A 19,639-nucleotide genomic window follows, 5' to 3' on the forward strand; every position below is an offset into this window, starting at 1 on the left:
CGACGACGGCCCACGCGGGACCGCCGTCACCGCCCGGCGGCCCACGCCTCGCCTCACGTGACGCACGGGGCGTCGGGAGCCCGGCCCGCCGAGACCGACCCTCCCGTCGACCGCTGGAGGACCGTGCGCGGCGCCTCCTTCGCCGTCGCCGAGGTCCCCGGTACGTCCCGGTCACCCCCGCGGGCGGCGGCCGGACCGCTGGCTGGCGAGAGTGGGGTTGCCGCCCGGGAAGCTCGACTCGGTCGCAGTCCGTTGCCGCGCTCAGCGCCGGACGGCGGTCCCTTCCGGCTCTCCCCCAGAGAGCGTTCGAGCCCTCATCACGACACGGCGTGGCGGCACACACCATGGCGATCGTCGCGGGCCGGTTCCCGACGGGGGAGATAGCTCCTTTGACATACGTATACCCGCATAGCTACATTCAGGCTATGCCCCCGTTCAGCGCGTCCCACCAGGACATCGACCGCTTGGCCCTGGGCCTCGTGGCATGTGTGCCCGCGCTGACCCGGGCCTTCGAGCGGCACGTCGACCAGCACTACCCGCACCCCAAGCCGTCTGACGCCCAGCTCACGCTGCTGCGGTATGTCGAGGCCCATGGCGGCACCACGGTTCGTGAGGCCGCCGAAGCGGTGCGGATGAAGCCGAACAACGTCAGCGCGCTGGTGACCCAGCTCACCGAGCAGGGGCTCCTCGAACGCCGCCAAGGCGGTGCCGACAAGCGCGTCGCACATCTCTTCCTCACCCCGACCGCGCGGCAGCAGCTCGGCGAGGTCACGCAGCTCATGGGAGAGCGCGCCGCGCAGGCGCTGCGGACGATGACCGACGGGGAGCTCGACGCCCTCGGCTCAGCCCTGGGGTCCCTCCAGTCGCTCAGCGAGCACCTGCACACCGCGCGCTGAACCGCGTCAGCGCGCGGGCGCTCGCCTAGGCACGCCCCGGTATGTCCCGGCGAGCGCGTCGGGGACTTCCCGCCCTTTTCCTCTTTCCGCCAGTCACGGCCGGCTGCCCCTCGTGGCGCCGTGCGCCGGCTCGGCGTTTCTTCACGACGAAAGAACACACACCCATGTCCTCCGTCGGCACCCTGGCCGAACCGTCCCACTCCCCGTCCGCCAAAGCAACGCGCGGGCCTCGATCCAACCCGTGGCTGACCCTGATCGCCGTCGCCTTCGGCCTGTTCATGGTCGGGCTCGACGGTTCCGTCGTCGCGATCGCCAACCCCGAGATCGGCCGGGACCTCCACGCGTCCACGTCCGACCTGCAGTGGGTCACCAACTCCTACCTGCTCGCTCTCGCCGCCGCCCTCATCCTCGGCGGCAAGCTCGGCGACCGCTTCGGCCGCCGCACCTTCTACCTCGTAGGCGTCGCGGGCTTCACCCTCGCCTCTGTCGCCATCGGCCTGGCCGGCTCCGTCGAGGGCGTCATCGCCTTCCGAGCCCTCCAGGGCTTCTTCGGCGCCCTGCTGATGCCCAACACCCTCGGCCTGCTCCGCGCCGTCTTCCCGCCGAAGAAGTTCGGCATGGCCGTCGGCATCTGGGCCATGGTCTCCTCGGTCTCCACAGCCCTCGGCCCCATCGTCGGCGGCTTCCTCGTCCAGCACGTCAACTGGGAGTCCGTCTTCTACATCAACGCCCCCATCGGCGTCATCGCCCTGGCCTTCAGCGCTGCCGTCCTGCCGCGGAGCCGGAACGAGCACGCCGCGCGGGAGAGGTTCGACGTCCTCGGCGTCCTCCTGCTCGCCGCGGGGCTCCTCGCCCTCGTCTTCGGCGTGGTCAAGGGGGAGACCTGGGGCTGGGCCTCCGGCGGCACCCTCGGCTCCATCGGGGCCGGCCTCGTGGTCCTGGCGATCTTCGGCTGGTGGCAGACCCGGGTCGCCTTCCCGTTGCTGCCCATGCGCCTGTTCCGCAACCCGGCCCTAACCATCGGCACGATCATCACGGCGCTGAACTTCTTCGTCCTGCTCGGGGTGATCTTCTTCGTCATGATCTACCTGCAGAACGTGCGCGGCTTCACCCCCGTCGAGGCAGGGGTCCGCACTCTTCCCCTCAGCCTCGCCTCCGTCGTCGCCTCACCGCTCGGTGCCGCGCTCACGGACAGGTTCGGACCGCGCCTCACCATGCCCCTCGGCATGGCACTCCAGGCCGTCGCGTGCTTCACCATGCTCGCCTGGGACGCTCACAGCGCCTACGGCCTCATGTGGCCGCCGTTCATCGCCCTCGGCCTCGGCGTCGGCATGGTGATGGCCTCCTCCTCCGACGCCATCGTCGGCAACGCCCCCGTCAGGGACGCCGGCGTCGCCGGTGGCCTGCAGGCCACCGCCCTCCAGGTCGGAGGCGCGCTGGGCACCTCCGTCCTCGTCTCCCTCATCTCGGGCCGTGTGGGCACCACCCTCACCGGCGAACTCATCTCGGCGGGCGTCCCCGCCCCCGCGGCCACCGCGCTGCTGGAGGCGAAGGACGCGGTCGCCATGGGCATCGCGCCCACCACCGGAACACCCGCACCCCTCAGCTCCGCGATCGCCCAGGGCAGCCATGCCGCCTTCATGAACGGCGTCCACACCGCCGTCCTGACCGCAGGCATCCTCTGCGTGGCCGGCGCCGTCCTGGCAGCCGTGGGCGTCCGGCGAACCGCCAACCGCGTCGATCACTAGGACGCGTCCGGTCGGCCGTGTTCCTCGGTAGATGGTCGAGGGCGCGGTGGCCACGGTGGCGGCCTGAACCGGGTCGAGGGCGCGGAGACCAGTTGTCAGACGGTCCTAGTCCAGGAACGGGTCGTCGTCCAGTTCGTCCGCCTCCCCGTCCGCGAACGCCCCGGCGCCGCCGTCGGGCGCGGCGTCCGGGTCGGGCACGCCGAGCAGGCGCCTGGTCAGGGCGTCCTGGTCGGAGAGGAGTTCGCGCAGGGCGGCGTCCAGGTCGGCGGGCTCCACCGCCGCCTCGCGCTCGGCGGCGAACAGCGTGGTCCTGCGCATCAGTTCCTTGGCGAAGGACGCGGTGGTGCCGGCGGTGCGTGCCACCGCGTCCGCCAGCGCCGCCTCGGGCAGTCCGAGCCCGGCCCCGTACAGGTCGAGCAGCCGGCGCCGGCCCTCAGCGTCCGGTAGCGGGATCTCCACGGCCATGTCCACCCGGCCCGGGCGCTGGGCCAGCGCGGGTTCCAGGACGTCGGCCCGGTTGGTGGTGAGCAGGAAGGCCACGTCCACGTCGTCTCCGAGCCCGTCCATCTCGTTGAGGACCTGGAACAGCAGCGGCTGTCCGTCGTCCACGAAGTCGCGGGACTCCGCGATGAGGTCGCAGTCCTCCAGGACGACCAACGCGGGTTGGAGGTGGCGGGCCAGCGAGCAGGCGTCGGCGACGTGTTGGATGCTCGTGCCCGACAGCACGACCACCGTGAACTCGGGCAACTGCGACAGCAGGTACCGCACGCTGTGCGTCTTGCCGGTGCCGGGCGGCCCGTACAGGAGCAGCCCGCGGCGCAGGTGCTGGCCGTGCGCGCGCAGGCGCTCGCGGCGCCTGGCCACGCCCACGACCTGCCGCTCCACGCGCGCCAGCAGCCCGTCGGGCAGCACGATGTCGGAGGCGGCGAGCGCGGGCCTGGGGTGGAACCGGAAGGGGCCGATGCCGTCCCCGAAGTGGCTGCTCTGGAAGGAGAGCACCTTGCCGCGGAAGACGTTGTGTTCGCGGATCAGCCGGTCCACGCCCGCCAGCAGCCGCTTGGCCGCGTCCCGGTCGGCCGTGAGCACGTCGAGTTCGACCTTGTTCCGCCCGTACTCCTCGTCGGGGCCGCGCAGCAGCACGACGTACGGTTCGCCGTCGTCGGTGCCGAGGTAGATGCCGAAGGCGACGCAGGCCAACTCCTCGTCGGTGGAGACGGGCAGGTACGCGTAGTCGACGGCGCCGACGGCGTGTCGGCCGTAGCGCTGGGTCGCCTCGATGATCTCCGTGAGGGAGTCGCCTCGGTAGCTCTCGGAGGCGACGCCGATGAGTTCGTGGGCGCGGCCGGGCTCGGTGAACCAGCGCTCGACGGCCAGGTGCACGTTGGCGTGGTCGTACGCCGGGTAGCTGGCCTTGACGATGGGCGCCTCCTCCGGCGGCCGGCCGAGGTGGTCGCGCAGTCGAAGGTCGAGTGAGCGCTCCGGGGCCACGTGCTCGCGGTGGACCACCTGGTCGAGGAACTGCCTGAAGAGCTTGCCGAACTCGGCGATCTCGGTGTTGTCCATGCCTGCGCCACTCCCCCTCCGCGGCGCCCGTGGTCCCCCCGGCCTGTCCCGGGGCCGCGCGCCGCCGACCCGGCGACACCCGCCCCAGCGGGCACCACCTCGCGCATCGTACGGGCCGATCGGCCGGCCGGGCCGCTCCTTTTATCGCGCTGTACGGGCCTATCGACGCTGTACGGCCTATCGGCGCCGTACGGGCTGGCCAGCGTCTGAGCAGCCGGGCTGGCCAGCGGCGTGCGGGGCGGCCCCCGCGCCCGGGGCCGCGTCGGCGGTCGGGGTGGGCCGGCCCGCGAGCCGGTCCAGGTCGGCCCGGTCCAGGCCGGTCAGGCGGCTCACCTCGGCGCCGTCCAGCGCCCCGCAGTCCAGGCCGCGCAGCAGGTGACCGCTGAGCGCCCGGGCGGTGGCGGGCTCGTCCAACACGGCGCCGCCCGCGCGCCGTACGTACGCCGCGAGCCGGCCGGCCGCCTCTTCGAGCCCCTCCCGGTAGTAGGCGTAGACGGCGGCGTACCGCGTGGGGAGGTGGCCGGGGTGCATGTCCCAACCCTGGTAGTACGCCCGGGCCAACGAGCGGCGTACCAGGGTGTAGTGGAGGCGCCAGGCGTCGTGCACCCGTGCGGTGGGGCCGACGGGCAGCACGTTGGTGGAACCGTCCGAGAGGCGCACGCCGGTGCCGGCCGCGGCGGCCTGCATGACGGCCTTGGCGTGGTCGGCGGCCGGATGGTCGAGCGACTGGTGGGCGGCGCTGACGCCGCAGGAGGCGCTGTAGTCGAAGGTGCCGTAGTGCAGGGCGGTGGCGCGACCGGCGGCGGCGTCGATGAGGCGGGCGACGGTGGCGCGGCCGTCGGGGCCGACGATGGCCTGGGTGGTCTCGATCTGGATCTCGAACCCGATGCGACCCGCCGCGAGCCCGCGCGCCCGCTCGAACTCCTCGCACAACCGGACCATGGCGCGCACCTGTTCGGGGTGGCTCACCTTGGGCAGCGTGAGCACGAGCCCGGCGGGCAGCCCGCCCGCGTCCACGAGCGCGGTCAGGAAGACGTCCAGGGTGCGTACGGCCCGCTCGCGTACGGCCGCCTCCAGGCATTTCATGCGGATGCCGACGTACGGGGCGGCCTCGCGGGGCCCGGTGCTGGCGCTGGCGGCGGCCACCAGGCGCGCGGCGCGGGCGGCGGCGGCGTCCTCCTCGGCGTTGGGCCGCGTCCCGTAGCCGTCCTCGAAGTCGACGCGCAGATCCTCGACGGGCTCGCGCTCCAGCTTCGCGCGCACCCGCGCGTACACCGGCTCGGCGAGGTCGTCCGGCAGTCCGAGCACGGCGGCGAGGGAGGCCGGGTCCGGGGCGTGTTCGTCCAGGGCGCGCAGGGCCTGGTCGCCCCAGGAGCGCACGGTGTCGGCGGCGAAGGCGTCGCCGGGGACGTAGACGGTGTGCACGGGTTGTCTGGTGCCCGGGTCGCCGGGGTAGCGGCGGGCCAACTCCGCGTCCACGTCGGCGAGCGCGGCCCCGATCTCCTCGCGTACGGAACGCGCCAGAGTGGTGGCCACCGCCTCGTGCTGCTCCATGCCCGCACCCCTCCCCTACTTCCGCAATACCAGTTCTTCCGTAGGACGAAATGCAACATCCGCCCAGCGAAGCTATCCGCGCCCTCCACCCGGGTCAACACCCCCCTCCCCGCCGGCCCCCGGGGCGGGAAACGCGCCAGGCCCCGCGCGGGCGTGCGCGGGGCCTGGTGCCGTGGAGCGGTCACCGGTCGCGGGGACCGGTCGACGGGGTCAGCCCTTGCGGGACTTGACCTCCTCGGTGAGCTGCGGGACGACCTCGAAGAGGTCGCCGACCACGCCGTAGTCGACCAGCTCGAAGATGGGCGCCTCGGCGTCCTTGTTGATGGCCACGATGGTCTTCGAGGTCTGCATGCCGGCCCGGTGCTGGATGGCACCCGAGATGCCCGCGGCGATGTAGAGCTGCGGGGAGACCGACTTGCCGGTCTGCCCGACCTGGTTGGTGTGCGGGTACCAGCCCGCGTCGACCGCGGCGCGCGAGGCGCCGACGGCCGCGCCGAGCGAGTCGGCCAGGCCCTCGACGATCGGGAAGTTCTCGGCGCCACCCACGCCACGGCCGCCGGAGACCACGATCGCGGCCTCGGTCAGCTCCGGACGCCCGCTCGACTCGCGCGGGGTACGCGAGACGACCTTGGTGCCCTTCGAGCTGTCGGCGACGGTGACGGCGAGCTGCTCCACCGTGCCGGCGGCCGGGGCGGCCTCGACGGGGGCCGAGTTCGGCTTGACGGTGATGATCGGGGTGCCCTTGGTGACGCGGGACTTGGTGGTGAAGGCCGCGGCGAACACGGACTGCGTGGCCACCGGGCCCTCGTCGCCGGCCTCCACGTCGACGGCGTCGGTGATGATGCCGGAGCCGACGCGCACCGCGAGGCGGGCGGCGATCTCCTTGCCCTCGGCGGAGGACGGGACGAGCACGGCGGCCGGCGCGACGGCGTCGTACGCGGCCTGCAACGCGTCCACCTTCGGGGCGACCAGGTAGTCGGCGAATTCCGGCGCGTCGGCGGCCAGCACCTTGACGGCGCCGTGCTCGGCCAGCACCGCGGCGGCGGTGTCCGCGCCGGGGCCCAGGTGCACGGCGACCGGCTCGCCGATGCGGCGGGCCAGCGTCAGCAGTTCGAGGGTGGGCTTGCGGACGGCGCCGTCCACGTGGTCGACATAGACGAGTACTTCAGCCATGGATCTGCTCTCCTGCGAAGAAAGTGCGAGACGGTGAGGGGGCGTGGGCTGTGCGCCCCGCCAGGGGCCGCTGTCGCGGGCCGCGCCGGCGGACGCCGGTCCGCGGGGCCCGGGCCCGCCACGGACCGCGCGCCGCCCGGCGGGCGGGTGCGCGACCTAGATGAACTTCTGGCCCGCGAGGAACTCGGCGAGCTGCTTGCCGCCCTCGCCCTCGTCCTTGACGATGGTGCCCGCGGTGCGCGCCGGGCGCTCGGCCACGGCGTCGACGGCGGTCCAGGCGCCCGCGAGACCGAGGTCGTCGGCCTCCAGCTCCAGGTCCTCCAGGTCCCAGGACTCCACCGGCTTCTTCTTCGCCGCCATGATGCCCTTGAACGAGGGGTAGCGGGCCTCGCCCGACTGGTCGGTGACCGACACGACCGCCGGCAGGGCCGCCTCGAGCTGCTCGCTGGCGGAGTCGCCGTCGCGGCGGCCGGTGACCTTGCCGTCGGCGACGGAGACCTCGGACAGCAGCGTCACCTGCGGCACGCCCAGGCGCTCGGCCAGCAGCGCGGGCAGTACGCCCATCACGCCGTCGGTGGAGGCCATGCCGCACACCACCAGGTCGTAGCCGGCCTTCTCGATGGCCTTGGCGAGGACGAGCGAGGTGCCCAGCGCGTCCGTGCCGTGCAGGTCGTCGTCCTCCACGTGGACGGCCTTGTCGGCGCCCATGGACAGCGCCTTGCGCAGCGCGTCCTTCGCGTCCTCGGGGCCGACGGTCAGTACGGTGATCTCCGCGTCGTCCGCGTCCTCGGAGATCTGGAGAGCCTGTTCGACGGCGTACTCGTCCAGCTCGGACAGCAGGCCGTCCACCGCGTCGCGGTCGGTGGTCAGGTCCTCGGCGAAGTGCCGGTCGCCGGTGGCGTCGGGCACGTACTTCACACAGACAACGATCCTCAAGCTCACGCCGGCTCTCCTACTGCATCGTCTCTTCGCAAACTGCCGTGTGCTGGCAGCATAGGCGCCTTCAGGGGCAGATCCCGTCCGGGGCGGTTCGCACCCTCGAACGAAATATTACTCGTCAGTACATCCACGGTTTTCCCCGTTCGCAAGGCCGTTGAACTGTGACCTTGCCAACGGCAGCACCGGCGCTCAGTCCCGCAGCGCGTTGAAGCGCCCCTGGTGGTAGAGGAGCGGGCGGCCCGCCCCGGCCGGGTCGCCGGTCAGCACCCGCGCGATGAAGACGCGGTGGTCGCCCGCGGGCACGCGCGCGCTCACCTCGCACACCGCCCACGCCAGCACGCCTTCGAGGATCGGGACGTCCTCCGGGCCCAGGCGCCAGCGGGTGGGCGGGGCGAACCGGTCGACGCCGCTCGTCGCGAACGTGGTGGCCAGTCCCCGCTGGTGCTCGCCCAGCAGGTGGACGCCGACGTGGCGGGCCGTGGACAGGACCGGCCAGCTCGACGACCCGGTGCCCACGCCGAAGGAGAGCAGCGGCGGCTCGGCCGAGACCGATGTCAGCGAGGTGGCGGTCAGGCCCACCGGGCGTGTCCCCCGGGCGGTGATCACGGCGACGGTGGCGGCCTGGCGGCGGAAGAACGAGCGGAAGACGTCCGTGGCGGCGAGCTGGGACGCGTCGAGTTCGGGCGAGGCGGTCATGAAGGGTTCCTTGCGCTACGGGGAGTGCTGTCGTCCACCGGTGCCCTCACTTGCGGACCGGGCCCACCGGGGTGTCCTGCCGTCGGCGCTCAGGGAGGCGAACAGTACGCGCTCGCACGGTGGACGAGGTCCGCGTGGGCGCGTGCGTACGGAAGGAGTCCAGGCCGCATCACGTCAGGGTGACCAGGCGCGGACGCCGCGGTCAAGACCGTGCCGGTCGGTGCGAGATCCATCACGGACCGTCAGACGGCCCGGCCGACGGCGGCGATGACGTCCGCCGTGCGGGGCTGCCCCTCGGCCGTGGAGACCACCCGGCCGCTGGCGTCGAGCACCAGGACGGTCGGGGTGCGCCGCACGCCGAGGCGCCGCACCAGGGACAGCTTGGCCTCGGCGTCGATCTCGACGTGCGCGACGCCCTCGACCAGCGTGGCGACGTGGGCGAGCACCCGCCGGGTGGCCCGGCACGGCTGGCAGAACGCGCTGGAGAACTGGACCAGCGTGGCGCGCTCGCCGAGCCGGGCGGTCTCCAGTTCGACGGCCGTCAGTCGTTGCGTCATACACCAAGCATGCGGCACGCGAGGCGGGGCAGAGGTCGTAACAGCGAAAGGCCGACCGCGCGACGGCGTTTTTGGTTGCCTCCCGTGATGAGGATCTCTCTCCCGGGCCCTCCAGAGGCTGGCCGCGGCGCCCGACATCAGGCACGATCAGCGGAAAGCCCGTACCTACGGCCGCGTAACTTCCGCCGGGAGAACCTCCCGCAGGAATGGCAGAAGGGTCCCTTGATGGCAGAGCTCGTCTACCCACCGGTGATCGGCATGGCCCGCACCATGTTCAAAGCGCTCGACCTGCGCTTTGACATCCAGGGCACGGAGAACATCCCACGCCGTGGCGGTGCGGTCCTGGTGAGCAACCACATCGGGTACCTCGACTTCGTCTTCGCCGGACTGACCGCGCGCCCCGCCAAGCGCCTGGTGCGCTTCATGGCCAAGGAGTCGGTCTTCCGCCACAAGGTCTCCGGGCCGCTGATGCGGGCGATGAAGCACATTCCGGTCGACCGCAAGCAGGGCATGGACGCCTACCGGCACGCGGTGAAGTCGCTGCGCTCCGGCGAGATCATCGGCGTCTTCCCGGAGGCGACGATCTCCCAGTCGTTCACGCTCAAGACGTTCAAGTCGGGCGCGGCGCGCATGGCGCAGGAGGCCGGCGTGCCGCTGCTGCCGATGGCGCTGTGGGGCACGCAGCGGCTGTGGACCAAGGGCCACAAACGCGACCTGGGCCGCAACCACTTCCCGATCACCATGCGGGTCGGCGAGCCGATGACCGCCGAGCCGGGCGAGTCGGCCGACTCCCTCACCGAGCGGCTGCGCGCCCGGGTGCAGGAACTCCTGGAGGCGGCGCAGCGGGCCTATCCCGTACGCCCCAAGGACCCCGAGGACACGTGGTGGGTGCCCGCGCACCTGGGCGGCACCGCGCCGGCGCCCGTCCAGCCCGCGGGCCACTGACGACCGCGGCCGGTGGCCGCGAACCACGGCGGCCGACCGGACGTTCCGCGTCCGGTCGGCCGCCGTGGTTCGGGCGAACACCCGGGGGCTACCTGCCCAACTCCTCCTTGAGCGCGGTGACGAAGCCGTCCACGTCCTCCTCGGTGGTGTCGAAGGAGCACATCCAGCGCACGTCGCCGGCGGCCTCGTCCCAGAAGTAGAAGCGGTAGCGCTTCTGCAACCGCTCGCTCACCTCGCGGGGCAGGCGGGCGAAGACCGCGTTGGCCTGGACCGGGTGGAGGATCTCCACGCCGTCCACGCCGCGCACCCCGTCGGCGAGCCGCTGGGCCATGGTGTTGGCGTGCCGCGCCTGGCGCAGCCACAGGTCCTTGGCCAGCAGCGCCTCCAACTGCACGGAGACGAACCGCATCTTGGACGCGAGCTGCATGGAGAGCTTGCGCAGGTGCTTCATCGCGCGCACGGCGTCCGGGTTCAGCACGACCACGGCCTCGCCGAAGAGCATGCCGTTCTTGGTCCCGCCGTAGGAGAGCACGTCCACACCCGCGGCGTAGGTGAACGCCCGCATCGGCACGTCGAGCGAGGCCGCGGCGTTGGCTATCCGGGCGCCGTCCAGGTGCACCTTCATGCCGCGCTCGTGGGCGTGGTCGCAGATGGCGCGCACCTCGTCGGGCGTGTAGAGGGTGCCCAGTTCGGTGCTCTGGGTGATCGAGACGACCTGCGGCATCGCCCGGTGCTCGTCCTCCCAGCCGTACGCCTCCCGGTCGATGAGCTCGGGGGTGAGCTTGCCGTCCGGGGTGGGCACGGTGAGCAGCTTCAGGCCGCCGACCCGCTCCGGGGCCCCGCACTCGTCGACGTTGATGTGGGCCGAGTCGGCGGCGATGACCGCGCCCCAGCGATCGGTCAGCGCCTGCAGGGCGACGACGTTGGCGCCGGTGCCGTTGAAGACCGGGTAGGTCACCGCCAGCGGGCCGAAGTGGCTGCGCATGACGTCCTGCAGGTGGGAGGTGTAGTCGTCCTCGCCGTAGGCCACCTGGTGCCCCTCGTTGGCCAGGGCGAGGGCGGCCATGATCTCCGGCGGGGCGCCGGCGTAGTTGTCGCTGGCGAAGCCGCGTACCCGCGGGTCGTGTCGGCGACGGGCGTCGGTCTTGCGGGGCGTTACGGCTTCGCGGTCAGCCACAGGCGGTTTCCGTTCACCTCTCGGGCGGGCTGCTCCCAGACTCCGGCGATGGCGTCGGCCAGCTCCTTGACGTCGGTGAAGCCCGCGAACTTCGCGTTGGGGCGCTCGGCTCGCATGGCGTCGTGCACCAGCGCCTTGACCACCAGGATGGCAGCCGCGGACGTCGGCCCGGCCTCGCCCCCCTCCTTGCGGAAGGCGTCGGCCAGCGCCAGCGTCCACGCCTCGGCGGCGGCTTTGGCCGCGGAGTAGGCGGCGTTGCCCGCGGTGGGCTTGCTCGCCCCGGCGGCGCTGATCAGCAGGTACCGGCCGTTGTCGCTGCGGCGCAGCCCGTCGTGGAAGGCGAGCGAGGTGTGCTGGACGGTGCGCACGAGGAGGTCGTGCAGCAGGGTCCAGTCGTCGAGGTCGGTCTCGGCGAAGGTCGCCGAGCCGCGCCAGCCGCCGACCAAGTGCACCAGGCCGTCGACGCGGCCGAACTCCTTCTCGGTGCGCGTCGCCCACTCGCGGGCGGCGAGCGGGTCGAGCAGGTCCACCGTGTCGCCCGTGACGGTGGCGCCGCCGTGCGCGTACCGCGCGGCGTCCACGGCCTCGGCCAGCCGGGCCGCGTCCGCGTCGGCGGCGACGACGGTGGCCCCGCCCTCCGCGAGCCGCAGCAGCGTGGCACGGCCCGCGGGGCCCGCGGCCCCGGCCACCGCGACGACCGCTCCCTCCAGCGCTCCCCCGCCCCGTGCCGCCGCACCGGCCACCGTGTTGTCGGTCATGATCGTCGCCTCCTGGTCGGACTGCTCGGACGGGGTCACGCGGCCACCCGGTCCGCGTTCTCGGCCGTGATGCCCTTGGTCGAGGCGATCACGGTCTTGAGCTTCTTCGCGAGGGCCTCGTAGAACATGCTCAGCGGGAACTCGTCCGGGAGCACGTCGTCCACCAGCTTGCGGGGCGGCAGCGACAGATCGAGCGCGTCGGGCCCCTTGGCCCACGTGGAGCCGGGGTGCGGGGCGAGGTACGAGGCGACCAGTTCGTACGCCTTGAACCAGTGCACGAGCTTGGGCCGGTCGATGCCGTCGCGGTAGAGCTTCTCGATCTCACCGCAGAGCTGGTTGGTGACCTGCGGCGCACGGTCCCAGTCGATGTGCAGGGTGTTGTCGGTCCAGCGTACGACGTCGTGCCGGTGGAGGTAAGCGAAGAGGAGCTGGCCGCCGAGGCCGTCGTAGTTGCGCGTCCGGCCGCCGGTGACCGGGAAGCGGAACATCCGGTCGAAGATCACCGCGTACTGCACGTCCCGCGCCTGCTGGTAGCCCTCGGCCTCCAGCTTCACGGCCTCCTTGAAGGCGGTCAGGTCGCAGCGCAGCTCCTCGAGCCCGTACATCCAGAACGGCTGCCGCTGCTTGATCATGAACGGGTCGAACGGCAGGTCGCCGTGGCTGTGCGTGCGGTCGTGGACCATGTCCCACAGGACGAACGCCTGCTGGCAGCGGTGCTGGTCGGCCAGCAGGGCGCGGGCCTCGGCCGGCAGGTCGATGCCCAGCGTCTCCACCGCCGCCTCGCTGACCCGACGGAAGCGCGCGGCCTCCCGGTCGCAGAAGATGCCGCCCCAGGTGAACCGCTCGGGCGCCTCGCGCACGGCGATGGTCTCCGGGAAGAGGACGGCCGAGTTGGTGTCGTAGCCGGAGGTGAAGTCCTCGAAGGTGATGCCGAGGAAGAGCGGGTTGTCGTAGCGCGTGCGCTCCAGCTCCGCGAGCCACTGCGGCCACACCACGCGCAGCACGACGGCCTCGAAGTTGCGGTCGGGGTTCCCGTTCTGGGTGTACATGGGGAAGACCACGAGGTGCTGGAGGCCGTCGACGCGCTGTCGCGCGGGCTGGAAGGCCAGCAGGGAGTCGAGGAAGTCCGGGACGCCGTAGCCGGTGTCGGCCCAGCGGCGCAGGTCGGCGGCGACCGCCTCGTGGTACGCCGCGTTGTGCGGGAGCAGGGGGGCCAGCTCGCCGATGGCCGCGACGCACCGGTCGACCTGTTGCCGCAGGGCGTCGGCCGTGGGCGCGCCCTCCGCCGTGAGATCGACCGAGCCGTCCTTGGACTGCCACGGCCGGATGGTCTCGACGGCCTCCTTCAGCACGGCCCATGCCGGGTGCTCCACCACGCGCTCCGCGGACAGAACGCCATCGATCGCCGTCTCCGGCGCGAGAATTTTCGTCATGATCACTCCTCCACGGAAGAACCTCGCGTGGGGCCACCGTATCCACGGAGCGATCACCGCCTCAAGTGGGGCCTCGAAAAATTATCCTGCTCACACCCGGTTTAGACCGCCGATTTTCCTGTCATGGGCGAGTTTGATGATCAAGATGGCCCCTCTGAGCCTCTCCCGCGTAACACCCGCCCGTCCGCGCCGACGGGTCGGGGCGGACGCCCCGGCACGGTTCCCCGATGGTTTTGCGCCGTACACCGTCCGTACGAAAGGGACCGTTAGGCTGACCGCCGCCGCACGCGAGGAGCGCGGCGTGCGCCCCGAACCGGGCCCACGACCAGGTCCCGCACCCACCGCGCCTTCGCCCTGCGCGGGCAGCCGCCGACCCCAGGAGCCAGCGTTGACCTTCCTCACCATCGGACACCGCGGCGTCATGGGCGTCGAGCCCGAGAACACCCTGCGCTCGTTCGTCCGCGCCGATCGCGAGGGGCTTGACGTCATCGAACTCGACCTGCACCTGAGCAAGGACGGGGCGCTGGTCGTCATGCACGATGCCGAGGTCGACCGCACCACCGACGGCTCCGGCCGTATCCGCGACCTCACGCTGGCCGAGCTGCGCGAGCTGGACGCCGGCCAGGGCGAGCGCGTCCCCGTCTTCGAGGAGGTCGTCGACGCCGTCAAGGCCCCCATTCAGGCCGAGATCAAGGACGCGGCGGCCGCCCGCGCGCTGGCCGACGTGCTCACCGAGCGCGGCCTGACCGACCGCGTCGAGGTCATCTCCTTCCACGACGAGGCCGTCGCCGAGATGGCCACCCTGCTCCCCGGGGTACGTACCGGTCTGGTGGCCAGCCGCTACGGCCTCGACGTCATCGACCGCGCCCTGGCCGCGGAGGCCGGCCTGCTCGCCCTCAACATCCGCCGACTCACCCTGGAGCTGGTGGACCGCGCGCACGCGGCGGGCCTGCGCGTGACCGCCTGGACCGTGAACACGCCCGAACACCTCAAGGTCGCGCACGGCATGGACCTGGACGGCGTCACCACCGACTACCCGGAGCTGGGGACCACACCGCGCCACCCGGCCTGACCTGACCCGTCCCACCCACCAGAGCGCTCCGCGCCCCATGACCGCCCACCGCCGAGGGGCGTGCGCCGGGCGCAGGGGCGCGGGAGCGGCGCACGGGGCGGAGGTCGACAGGGGGGCGTTTCCGGCCGTACTACGCCGACTGACGGATTCGCCCGCATTCGCGCCGTCGGATGCGTAGGGTCACGACCATGGTGCATGTGCTGAGCAGCCGCGTCCTCCTGCGGCCCATCGACCCCGAGCGTTCGCGCCGCTTCTACGGGCGCGCCCTCGGCCTTGAGGTCGCCCGCGAATTCGGCACCGGGCCCGAGCGGGGCACCGTCTACTTTCTGGGCGGCGGCTTCCTTGAGGTCTCCGGACGCTCGGACACCCCGCCCGCGCCCGGCCTTCAGCTCTGGCTCCAGGTCCCGGACGTGGCGGCGGCGCACAAGGAGCTGTCGGCGCAGGGCGTGCGAGTGCTGCGCCCGCCGCTGCGGGAGCCGTGGGGGTTGGTGGAGATGTGGATCGCCGACCCCGACGACGTGAGGATCGCCCTGATCGAGGTGCCCGTCGACCACCCGCTGCGCTACCGCCCCGGCCTCTGACTCCCAGCCGCCCCTCACCCCGGCCCGCGTCCAACCCGGCGCCCCGTCACCCCCGTCACGCCCACACCGCTTACGGGACTCCCCCGGGTACGCTCGCGAGAGGGTCACCGCGCCGACACCTCGTGCCGGGACGGCTCGGCCGCCGCGGGCACAGGGGAGGTCACGGTGTTCAACCTGGTCGACGAGTTGTTCGCGCCCGGCCGCAAACACACCCAGGACGAACGCGAGCGGCTTGAGCTGTGCGTGGACGACATCGGCGACGGCGACCCAGGACGTGGGCCCATCGACCTCGCCTCCGGCCGGGTGACGATACGCCGCGCGCCGGACCCGACCCGCTAGCGCGGCCCACCCGACGCGCGCACCGCGCCGCGACCGTACTCCGGCGCTCACCCCGAAGCCGCCACCGCGCGGAGGGGCACACTCCGCAACCCTTCACCCCACGTGTCGTGCGTCACTTCGGTGCTGTGACCGTACCGGCGCCCGTCCAGCCCCTCATAGGCTGAGCGACATGATGGTCCCGCTGGCGCTGCTGGCGCTGGGAGCAGTGGCCGCGGCCCTGGCGCCGCGCATGCTGACCCGCTCCGACTGGCCCGACCGCGAACCGGTGCTCGCCCTGTGGGTGTGGCAGTGCGTGGTGGTCGGCGTCATCATGTGCTGCGCGCTGGCCATGTCGCTGAGCGCGGCGGCGGCCTGGGAGGCGGTACGGGGCAACGTCTTCGCGCCCGCGCCGAACGGTGTCATGGAGGCGTACGCGCTCACCGCCTACGGGCCGTGGGCCGCGCCGGTGGCCGTCGTTTTGGCCTGTGGCGCCGTGTGGACCGTCGTCATGCTGACCCGGGAGGTGCGCGGCTCGCGGGCGCAGCGCAAGCAGCGCCGCGCCGACCTGCTCGTGCGCTCCCCCCAACTGCCCGGCGAGGAGTCCAGCGGCAACCGGCTGGTCGTCCTGGAGGGTGACCGCCCCGACGCGTGGTGGCTGCCCGGCGCGGCACCACAGTTGGTCATCACGACGGCCGCGCTACGCCGGTTGAACGGACGGCAACTCGACGCCGTGCTGGCGCACGAGGAAGGCCACGCCCACGCCCGCCACCACTGGCTGTTGAACGCCTCGTCCGCGCTGGCCGGCGGCTTCCCGCAGGTGCCGGTGTTCGCCGCCTTCCGGGACCAGGTGCACCGGCTGGTGGAGCTGGCCGCGGACGACGTGGCGTCACGCCGCTTCGGCCGGCTGGCCATCGCCCTCGCGCTGGTCGAACTCAACGAGGAGCGCGGCGTCTTCGGCCCCTGCCCCGGGGTCGCCGAGGTACCCCGCCGGGTCAACCGCCTGCTGGCCCCCGGGCAGCGCTTCACGACGGCCCGCCGCTGGCGGATGACGGCCGCGGCCGCCCTGGTGCCGGTGGTCCCGGTGCTCGTCACCCTCGTACCGGCACTGCGCGCACTGGGTTAGCCGGCGCCGCGCGCGCTGGGTCAGCCGGCGCCGCGCAACGGCGTACGCGACGCGGGCGAGGGGGTCGCGCGGCACGCGGGTGACTCCCTGCCCGTATGACCGACTGCCGCTCACCGCTCCGATCGGCGATCATTCCCCCCATGCGACCGCCGCCCCGAACCACCGCCCGCCGTCCCGCCCGTCCCACACCCAGGCCGCCCGTGCCACGACGCGGCTGGGCCGTGGTCGCGGCGGTGTGCGGTGGGCTGCTCGCGGTGCTGCTCACGCTGGTGGCCGCCGAGTGGGGGCCGCTGCTGTCCGTGGACCGCGACATCGCCACCGGCCTGCACCGCTCCGCCGTGGTGCACGACGACTGGACGCGGACCAACCGCGTCTTCTCCGACTGGGTCTGGGACCCGTGGACCATGCGCGCGCTGCTCGCCGTCGTGACCGGCTGGCTGCTGTGGCGGGGCCGCTGGCCGGTCGCCCTGTGGTTGGCGGCGACCGCCACTATCGGCACGGTGCTCCAACAGGGCCTCAAGGCCGCGGTCGGCCGGGAGCGACCTCGGTGGCCTGACCCGGTGGACTCCGCGCACTACGCCGCCTTCCCCTCCGGCCACGCGCTCACCGCGACCCTGGCCTGCGGACTGCTCCTGTGGCTGCTCGCGGTGCACTCGGTCCGCCGCCTGTGGCGGGGGCTGGCCGCCGCGACGGCGGCGGTCTCCGTGCTCGGGGTCGGCTTCACCCGGGTCTACCTGGGCGTGCACTGGGCGACCGACGTACTGGCCGGCTGGCTGATCGGCCTGGCCCTCACGGCGGTGGCCGTCCTGCTGTACCCGTACGCGGCCGACGCGGCACCCGGTGGCACGCCGAAGGCGAGCGAGCCGGAGACGGACACGCCGGCGCCGGGCGGCGCTACGGAGGGCCCGAGTCCGCGCGCGGACCGGCCGTACGGGACGTAGGCACGGGGCGGTGGCGTGGCAGAGTGCTCCCCATGAGCAACCTGGATCCGCGGCCCGCCACGACCGTCTGCGGCGGGCGCGCCGACGTCACCGCGCAACCCGTACGTGACCTCCTCGCGGCCAAGCCGGTCATGCTCGGCGAGAGCACCGAGGTCCGCCGGCTGCTGCCCAGCATGGGGCGACGGATGGTGGGCGCGTGGTGCTTCGTCGACCACTACGGGCCCGACGACATCGAGCGCGAGCCCGGCATGCAGGTGCCGCCGCACCCGCACATCGGCCTGCAGACGGTGAGTTGGCTGCACGCCGGTGAGGTGCTGCACCGGGACAGCCTGGGCAGCGAACAGGTCCTGCGGCCGAGGGAGCTGGGCCTGATGACGTCGGGCCGGGCCATCGCGCACGCCGAACAGTCCCCGCGCGAGCACGCGAAGCTGCTGCACGGCGCCCAGCTCTGGGTCGCGCTGCCCGACACCCACCGGCACACCGACCCGTCGTGGGAACACCACGCGGAGCTGCCCCAGGTGAGCGGTGGCGGCGGCCTCAGCGCCACGGTGATCCTCGGCGACCTGGACGGCGCCCGCTCCCCCGGTACCACCTTCACCCCGCTGATGGGCGCCGACATCACCCTGGCCGCCGGCACCGACACCCGCCTGCCGCTCCAACCCGACTTCGAGTACGCGGCCCTGACGATGTCCGGCGAGGCCGAGGTGGACGGCGTACGCCTGGCCCCCGGCTCCCTGCTCTACCTCGGCTGCGGCCGCCGGGAACTGCCCCTGCGGGCCACGGTGGACAGCGCGTTCATGCTGCTGGGCGGCGAGCCGTTCGAGGAGCGCATCGTCATGTGGTGGAACTTCGTCGGCCGCACCCACGAGGACATCGCCCAGGCCCGCGAGGACTGGGCATCCGGCACCCGCTTCGGCGAGGTCAGCTCGTACGAGGGCGCGCCCCTACCGGCCCCCGAGCTGCCGCCGGTACCGCTGAAGGCGCGGGGGCGTACGCGCTGAGGTGGTGTTTGGGTTCGGTGGGCGGAGGGGCGGCCAGTGCTGACGTGAGAAATGGGGGACGCGGCCGAGCGCTCTACGGGAGCGCCGTAGGGGCTGCCACCAGTCGAGGTTGGCTTGGTACCGGCGCACCCTTCGGGCAATGCCCTCGTCGAAGGGCACACGTGGCTCGTAGCCGAGTTCGGAGTCGATCACGGTTTGAGTTCAGTCACCTGGCTGAAGGCCTCCCGGTCGCGACCTGCCAGGATGACGCCATGCTGCAGGTCTGTCTCAACGGTGCTCGAAGCCGCGCCGAGTGTCCTCATCTCCCGGTGACCCCCGACGAACTGGCGACGGCGGCCCGTGAGGCTGTCGCCGCCGGCGCCGAGGACATCCATCTGCATCCCAAGGACCGCGAGGGCCGGGACACGCTGGATGCCGACGCCGTCGCCGCCGCCGTCAACGCGGTCCGGGCGGCGGTCCCGGGCGTCCCCGTCGGGGTCACCACTGGTGCGTGGGCCACGGAGGACCCTCAGGCCCGCGCCGCGCAGGTCCGGGCCTGGACCGTGCTCCCCGATCACGCCTCCGTCAACTGGCATGAGGACGGCGCCGACGACGTGGCCGCGGCGTTGCTGGACCGGGAGGTCGGTATCGAAGCCGGTATCTACTCCGGTACTCCCGCGGCGCGGCGGTTCCTGGGCTGGTCCGAATCCCACCGAACCCTGCGCATCCTGGCCGAGATCACCGCGACCACCCCGCAGGATGCGATCCATGCCGCTGCCGACCTGCTGAACGAACTCGCACCAGCCGCCTCGCCGGTCCTCCTGCACGGCGAAGACGAAGCCGCCTGGCCCGTCCTCCGCCTCGCGGTCGCCCGTGGCCTGGACACCCGAATCGGACTGGAAGACGTCCTCCACCTTCCCGACGGCCGTATCGCCCCGGACAACACCGCCCTCGTCCGCATGGCCCGCCAGACCATCCCGCACTCACGCAGGGATGTCCTTCGCCAGCCGTGATCACGCGCTCCGCGTGAGCTCCTTGGCACAGATCATGGAGGCGCGAAGGTGAGGCCGGCCCGGTGACTCTCGGCGGTCTTGTCATAGCGGCTGGCAATGCCGCGCCAGGCTTTCAGCTTGTTGATCAGGCGCTCGACGGTGTTCCTTGCCTTCGGCTTGACTCTCACATGAT

General features: G+C 72.6%; 19 protein-coding genes and 1 pseudogene. 10 read left to right on the forward strand and 10 right to left on the reverse strand.

All coding sequences use genetic code 11. The annotated features are described in order from the left end of the window. Nucleotides 1-425 precede the first annotated feature (425 nt). Nucleotides 426-896 carry a MarR family transcriptional regulator gene (locus OYE22_RS02680; protein WP_277318886.1) on the forward strand — a complete coding sequence of 157 codons (471 nt, stop codon included), beginning with the start codon at nucleotides 426-428 and terminating at the stop codon, nucleotides 894-896. A gap of 164 nt (nucleotides 897-1,060) precedes the next feature. Beyond that, on the forward strand, nucleotides 1,061-2,644 hold the full coding sequence (locus OYE22_RS02685) for an MFS transporter (protein ID WP_277318887.1): 1,584 nt from the start codon (nucleotides 1,061-1,063) through the stop codon (nucleotides 2,642-2,644). A 105-nt stretch (nucleotides 2,645-2,749) separates the two neighbouring features. Here OYE22_RS02685 and OYE22_RS02690 read toward each other — a convergent pair whose 3' ends face one another. From OYE22_RS02690 to OYE22_RS02715, 6 genes are all read right to left on the reverse strand, one after another. Beyond that, nucleotides 2,750-4,207: an ATP-binding protein gene (locus OYE22_RS02690; RefSeq protein WP_277318888.1), complete on the reverse strand. Its 1,458-nt coding sequence runs from the start codon at nucleotides 4,205-4,207 to the stop codon at nucleotides 2,750-2,752. Between the two features lie 177 nt (nucleotides 4,208-4,384). After that, entirely contained in the window at nucleotides 4,385-5,761 is a 1,377-nt protein-coding gene (locus OYE22_RS02695) for an aldolase/citrate lyase family protein (protein WP_277318889.1), read from the reverse strand. A gap of 210 nt (nucleotides 5,762-5,971) precedes the next feature. Further along, nucleotides 5,972-6,934, reverse strand: a complete 963-nt coding sequence (locus tag OYE22_RS02700) for an electron transfer flavoprotein subunit alpha/FixB family protein (protein WP_277318890.1) — start codon at nucleotides 6,932-6,934, stop codon at nucleotides 5,972-5,974. Between the two features lie 156 nt (nucleotides 6,935-7,090). Further along, on the reverse strand, nucleotides 7,091-7,876 hold the full coding sequence (locus OYE22_RS02705) for an electron transfer flavoprotein subunit beta/FixA family protein (RefSeq protein ID WP_187062663.1): 786 nt from the start codon (nucleotides 7,874-7,876) through the stop codon (nucleotides 7,091-7,093). A gap of 186 nt (nucleotides 7,877-8,062) precedes the next feature. Continuing rightward, nucleotides 8,063-8,569, reverse strand: a complete 507-nt coding sequence (locus tag OYE22_RS02710) for a flavin reductase family protein (RefSeq protein ID WP_277318891.1) — start codon at nucleotides 8,567-8,569, stop codon at nucleotides 8,063-8,065. Nucleotides 8,570-8,811: 242 nt separating this feature from the next. Then, nucleotides 8,812-9,126: a thioredoxin family protein gene (locus OYE22_RS02715; RefSeq protein WP_277318892.1), complete on the reverse strand. Its 315-nt coding sequence runs from the start codon at nucleotides 9,124-9,126 to the stop codon at nucleotides 8,812-8,814. Between the two features lie 225 nt (nucleotides 9,127-9,351). Here OYE22_RS02715 and OYE22_RS02720 point away from each other — a divergent pair, with 225 nt between their 5' ends. Continuing rightward, on the forward strand, nucleotides 9,352-10,071 hold the full coding sequence (locus OYE22_RS02720) for a lysophospholipid acyltransferase family protein (protein WP_277318893.1): 720 nt from the start codon (nucleotides 9,352-9,354) through the stop codon (nucleotides 10,069-10,071). Between the two features lie 88 nt (nucleotides 10,072-10,159). Here OYE22_RS02720 and OYE22_RS02725 read toward each other — a convergent pair whose 3' ends face one another. Genes OYE22_RS02725 through OYE22_RS02735 form a run of 3 tightly spaced genes read right to left on the reverse strand, consistent with a single transcriptional unit; the run spans nucleotide 10,160 to nucleotide 13,439 of the window. After that, complete coding sequence (locus tag OYE22_RS02725; protein WP_277318894.1) at nucleotides 10,160-11,248, reverse strand: low specificity L-threonine aldolase; 1,089 nt, start codon at nucleotides 11,246-11,248, stop codon at nucleotides 10,160-10,162. Further along, nucleotides 11,227-12,006 carry an SDR family NAD(P)-dependent oxidoreductase gene (locus OYE22_RS02730; protein WP_277323957.1) on the reverse strand — a complete coding sequence of 260 codons (780 nt, stop codon included), beginning with the start codon at nucleotides 12,004-12,006 and terminating at the stop codon, nucleotides 11,227-11,229. Before OYE22_RS02730 ends, OYE22_RS02725 begins: the two co-directional genes overlap by 22 nt. 35 nt (nucleotides 12,007-12,041) lie before the next feature. Further along, nucleotides 12,042-13,439, reverse strand: coding sequence for a DUF6421 family protein (locus tag OYE22_RS02735; RefSeq protein WP_277318895.1), 1,398 nt, complete (start codon nucleotides 13,437-13,439; stop codon nucleotides 12,042-12,044). A gap of 388 nt (nucleotides 13,440-13,827) precedes the next feature. Between OYE22_RS02735 and OYE22_RS02740 the strand changes: the two genes are divergently transcribed. The 7 genes from OYE22_RS02740 to OYE22_RS02770 all read left to right on the forward strand — a co-directional run bounded on the left by OYE22_RS02740 (nucleotide 13,828) and on the right by OYE22_RS02770 (nucleotide 19,467). Then, complete coding sequence (locus OYE22_RS02740) at nucleotides 13,828-14,511, forward strand: glycerophosphodiester phosphodiesterase family protein (RefSeq protein WP_277318896.1); 684 nt, start codon at nucleotides 13,828-13,830, stop codon at nucleotides 14,509-14,511. A 188-nt stretch (nucleotides 14,512-14,699) separates the two neighbouring features. Next, the gene (locus OYE22_RS02745; protein WP_277318897.1) at nucleotides 14,700-15,092 is read left to right on the forward strand and encodes a VOC family protein; all 393 of its coding nucleotides are present in this window, start codon (nucleotides 14,700-14,702) and stop codon (nucleotides 15,090-15,092) included. Nucleotides 15,093-15,257: 165 nt separating this feature from the next. Next, a complete protein-coding gene (locus tag OYE22_RS02750) occupies nucleotides 15,258-15,431 on the forward strand; it encodes a DUF6191 domain-containing protein (RefSeq protein WP_277318898.1) in 174 nt (57 codons plus the stop codon). 169 nt (nucleotides 15,432-15,600) lie between these two features. Continuing rightward, entirely contained in the window at nucleotides 15,601-16,533 is a 933-nt protein-coding gene (locus OYE22_RS02755) for a M56 family metallopeptidase (RefSeq protein WP_277318899.1), read from the forward strand. A 200-nt stretch (nucleotides 16,534-16,733) separates the two neighbouring features. Beyond that, a complete protein-coding gene (locus OYE22_RS02760) occupies nucleotides 16,734-17,474 on the forward strand; it encodes a phosphatase PAP2 family protein (protein ID WP_277318900.1) in 741 nt (246 codons plus the stop codon). Nucleotides 17,475-17,506: 32 nt separating this feature from the next. Continuing rightward, nucleotides 17,507-18,475 carry a pirin family protein gene (locus OYE22_RS02765; protein ID WP_277318901.1) on the forward strand — a complete coding sequence of 323 codons (969 nt, stop codon included), beginning with the start codon at nucleotides 17,507-17,509 and terminating at the stop codon, nucleotides 18,473-18,475. 251 nt (nucleotides 18,476-18,726) lie between these two features. Next, nucleotides 18,727-19,467: a 3-keto-5-aminohexanoate cleavage protein gene (locus OYE22_RS02770; RefSeq protein WP_277318902.1), complete on the forward strand. Its 741-nt coding sequence runs from the start codon at nucleotides 18,727-18,729 to the stop codon at nucleotides 19,465-19,467. Here the strand turns inward: OYE22_RS02770 and OYE22_RS02775 are convergent. Beyond that, nucleotides 19,468-19,619, reverse strand: a pseudogene (locus OYE22_RS02775) (IS5/IS1182 family transposase); the annotation flags it as partial. Nucleotides 19,620-19,639: the final 20 nt, after the last annotated feature.

It is taken from the genome of Streptomyces sp. 71268, from assembly GCF_029392895.1.
Lineage (GTDB): Bacteria > Actinomycetota > Actinomycetes > Streptomycetales > Streptomycetaceae > Streptomyces.

Bases quoted from the DNA above. Each gene is read 5' to 3' on its own strand.
- OYE22_RS02680 (WP_277318886.1), top strand. From the start codon at position 426: ATGCCCCCGTTCAGCGCGTCCCACCAGGACATCGACCGCTTGGCCCTG.
- OYE22_RS02685 (WP_277318887.1), top strand. From the start codon at position 1,061: ATGTCCTCCGTCGGCACCCTGGCCGAACCGTCCCACTCCCCGTCCGCC.
- OYE22_RS02690 (WP_277318888.1), bottom strand. From the start codon at position 4,207: ATGGACAACACCGAGATCGCCGAGTTCGGCAAGCTCTTCAGGCAGTTC.
- OYE22_RS02695 (WP_277318889.1), bottom strand. From the start codon at position 5,761: ATGGAGCAGCACGAGGCGGTGGCCACCACTCTGGCGCGTTCCGTACGC.
- OYE22_RS02700 (WP_277318890.1), bottom strand. From the start codon at position 6,934: ATGGCTGAAGTACTCGTCTATGTCGACCACGTGGACGGCGCCGTCCGC.
- OYE22_RS02710 (WP_277318891.1), bottom strand. From the start codon at position 8,569: ATGACCGCCTCGCCCGAACTCGACGCGTCCCAGCTCGCCGCCACGGAC.
- OYE22_RS02715 (WP_277318892.1), bottom strand. From the start codon at position 9,126: ATGACGCAACGACTGACGGCCGTCGAACTGGAGACCGCCCGGCTCGGC.
- OYE22_RS02720 (WP_277318893.1), top strand. From the start codon at position 9,352: ATGGCAGAGCTCGTCTACCCACCGGTGATCGGCATGGCCCGCACCATG.
- OYE22_RS02730 (WP_277323957.1), bottom strand. From the start codon at position 12,006: ATGACCGACAACACGGTGGCCGGTGCGGCGGCACGGGGCGGGGGAGCG.
- OYE22_RS02735 (WP_277318895.1), bottom strand. From the start codon at position 13,439: ATGACGAAAATTCTCGCGCCGGAGACGGCGATCGATGGCGTTCTGTCC.
- OYE22_RS02745 (WP_277318897.1), top strand. From the start codon at position 14,700: ATGGTGCATGTGCTGAGCAGCCGCGTCCTCCTGCGGCCCATCGACCCC.
- OYE22_RS02755 (WP_277318899.1), top strand. From the start codon at position 15,601: ATGATGGTCCCGCTGGCGCTGCTGGCGCTGGGAGCAGTGGCCGCGGCC.
- OYE22_RS02765 (WP_277318901.1), top strand. From the start codon at position 17,507: ATGAGCAACCTGGATCCGCGGCCCGCCACGACCGTCTGCGGCGGGCGC.
- OYE22_RS02770 (WP_277318902.1), top strand. From the start codon at position 18,727: ATGCTGCAGGTCTGTCTCAACGGTGCTCGAAGCCGCGCCGAGTGTCCT.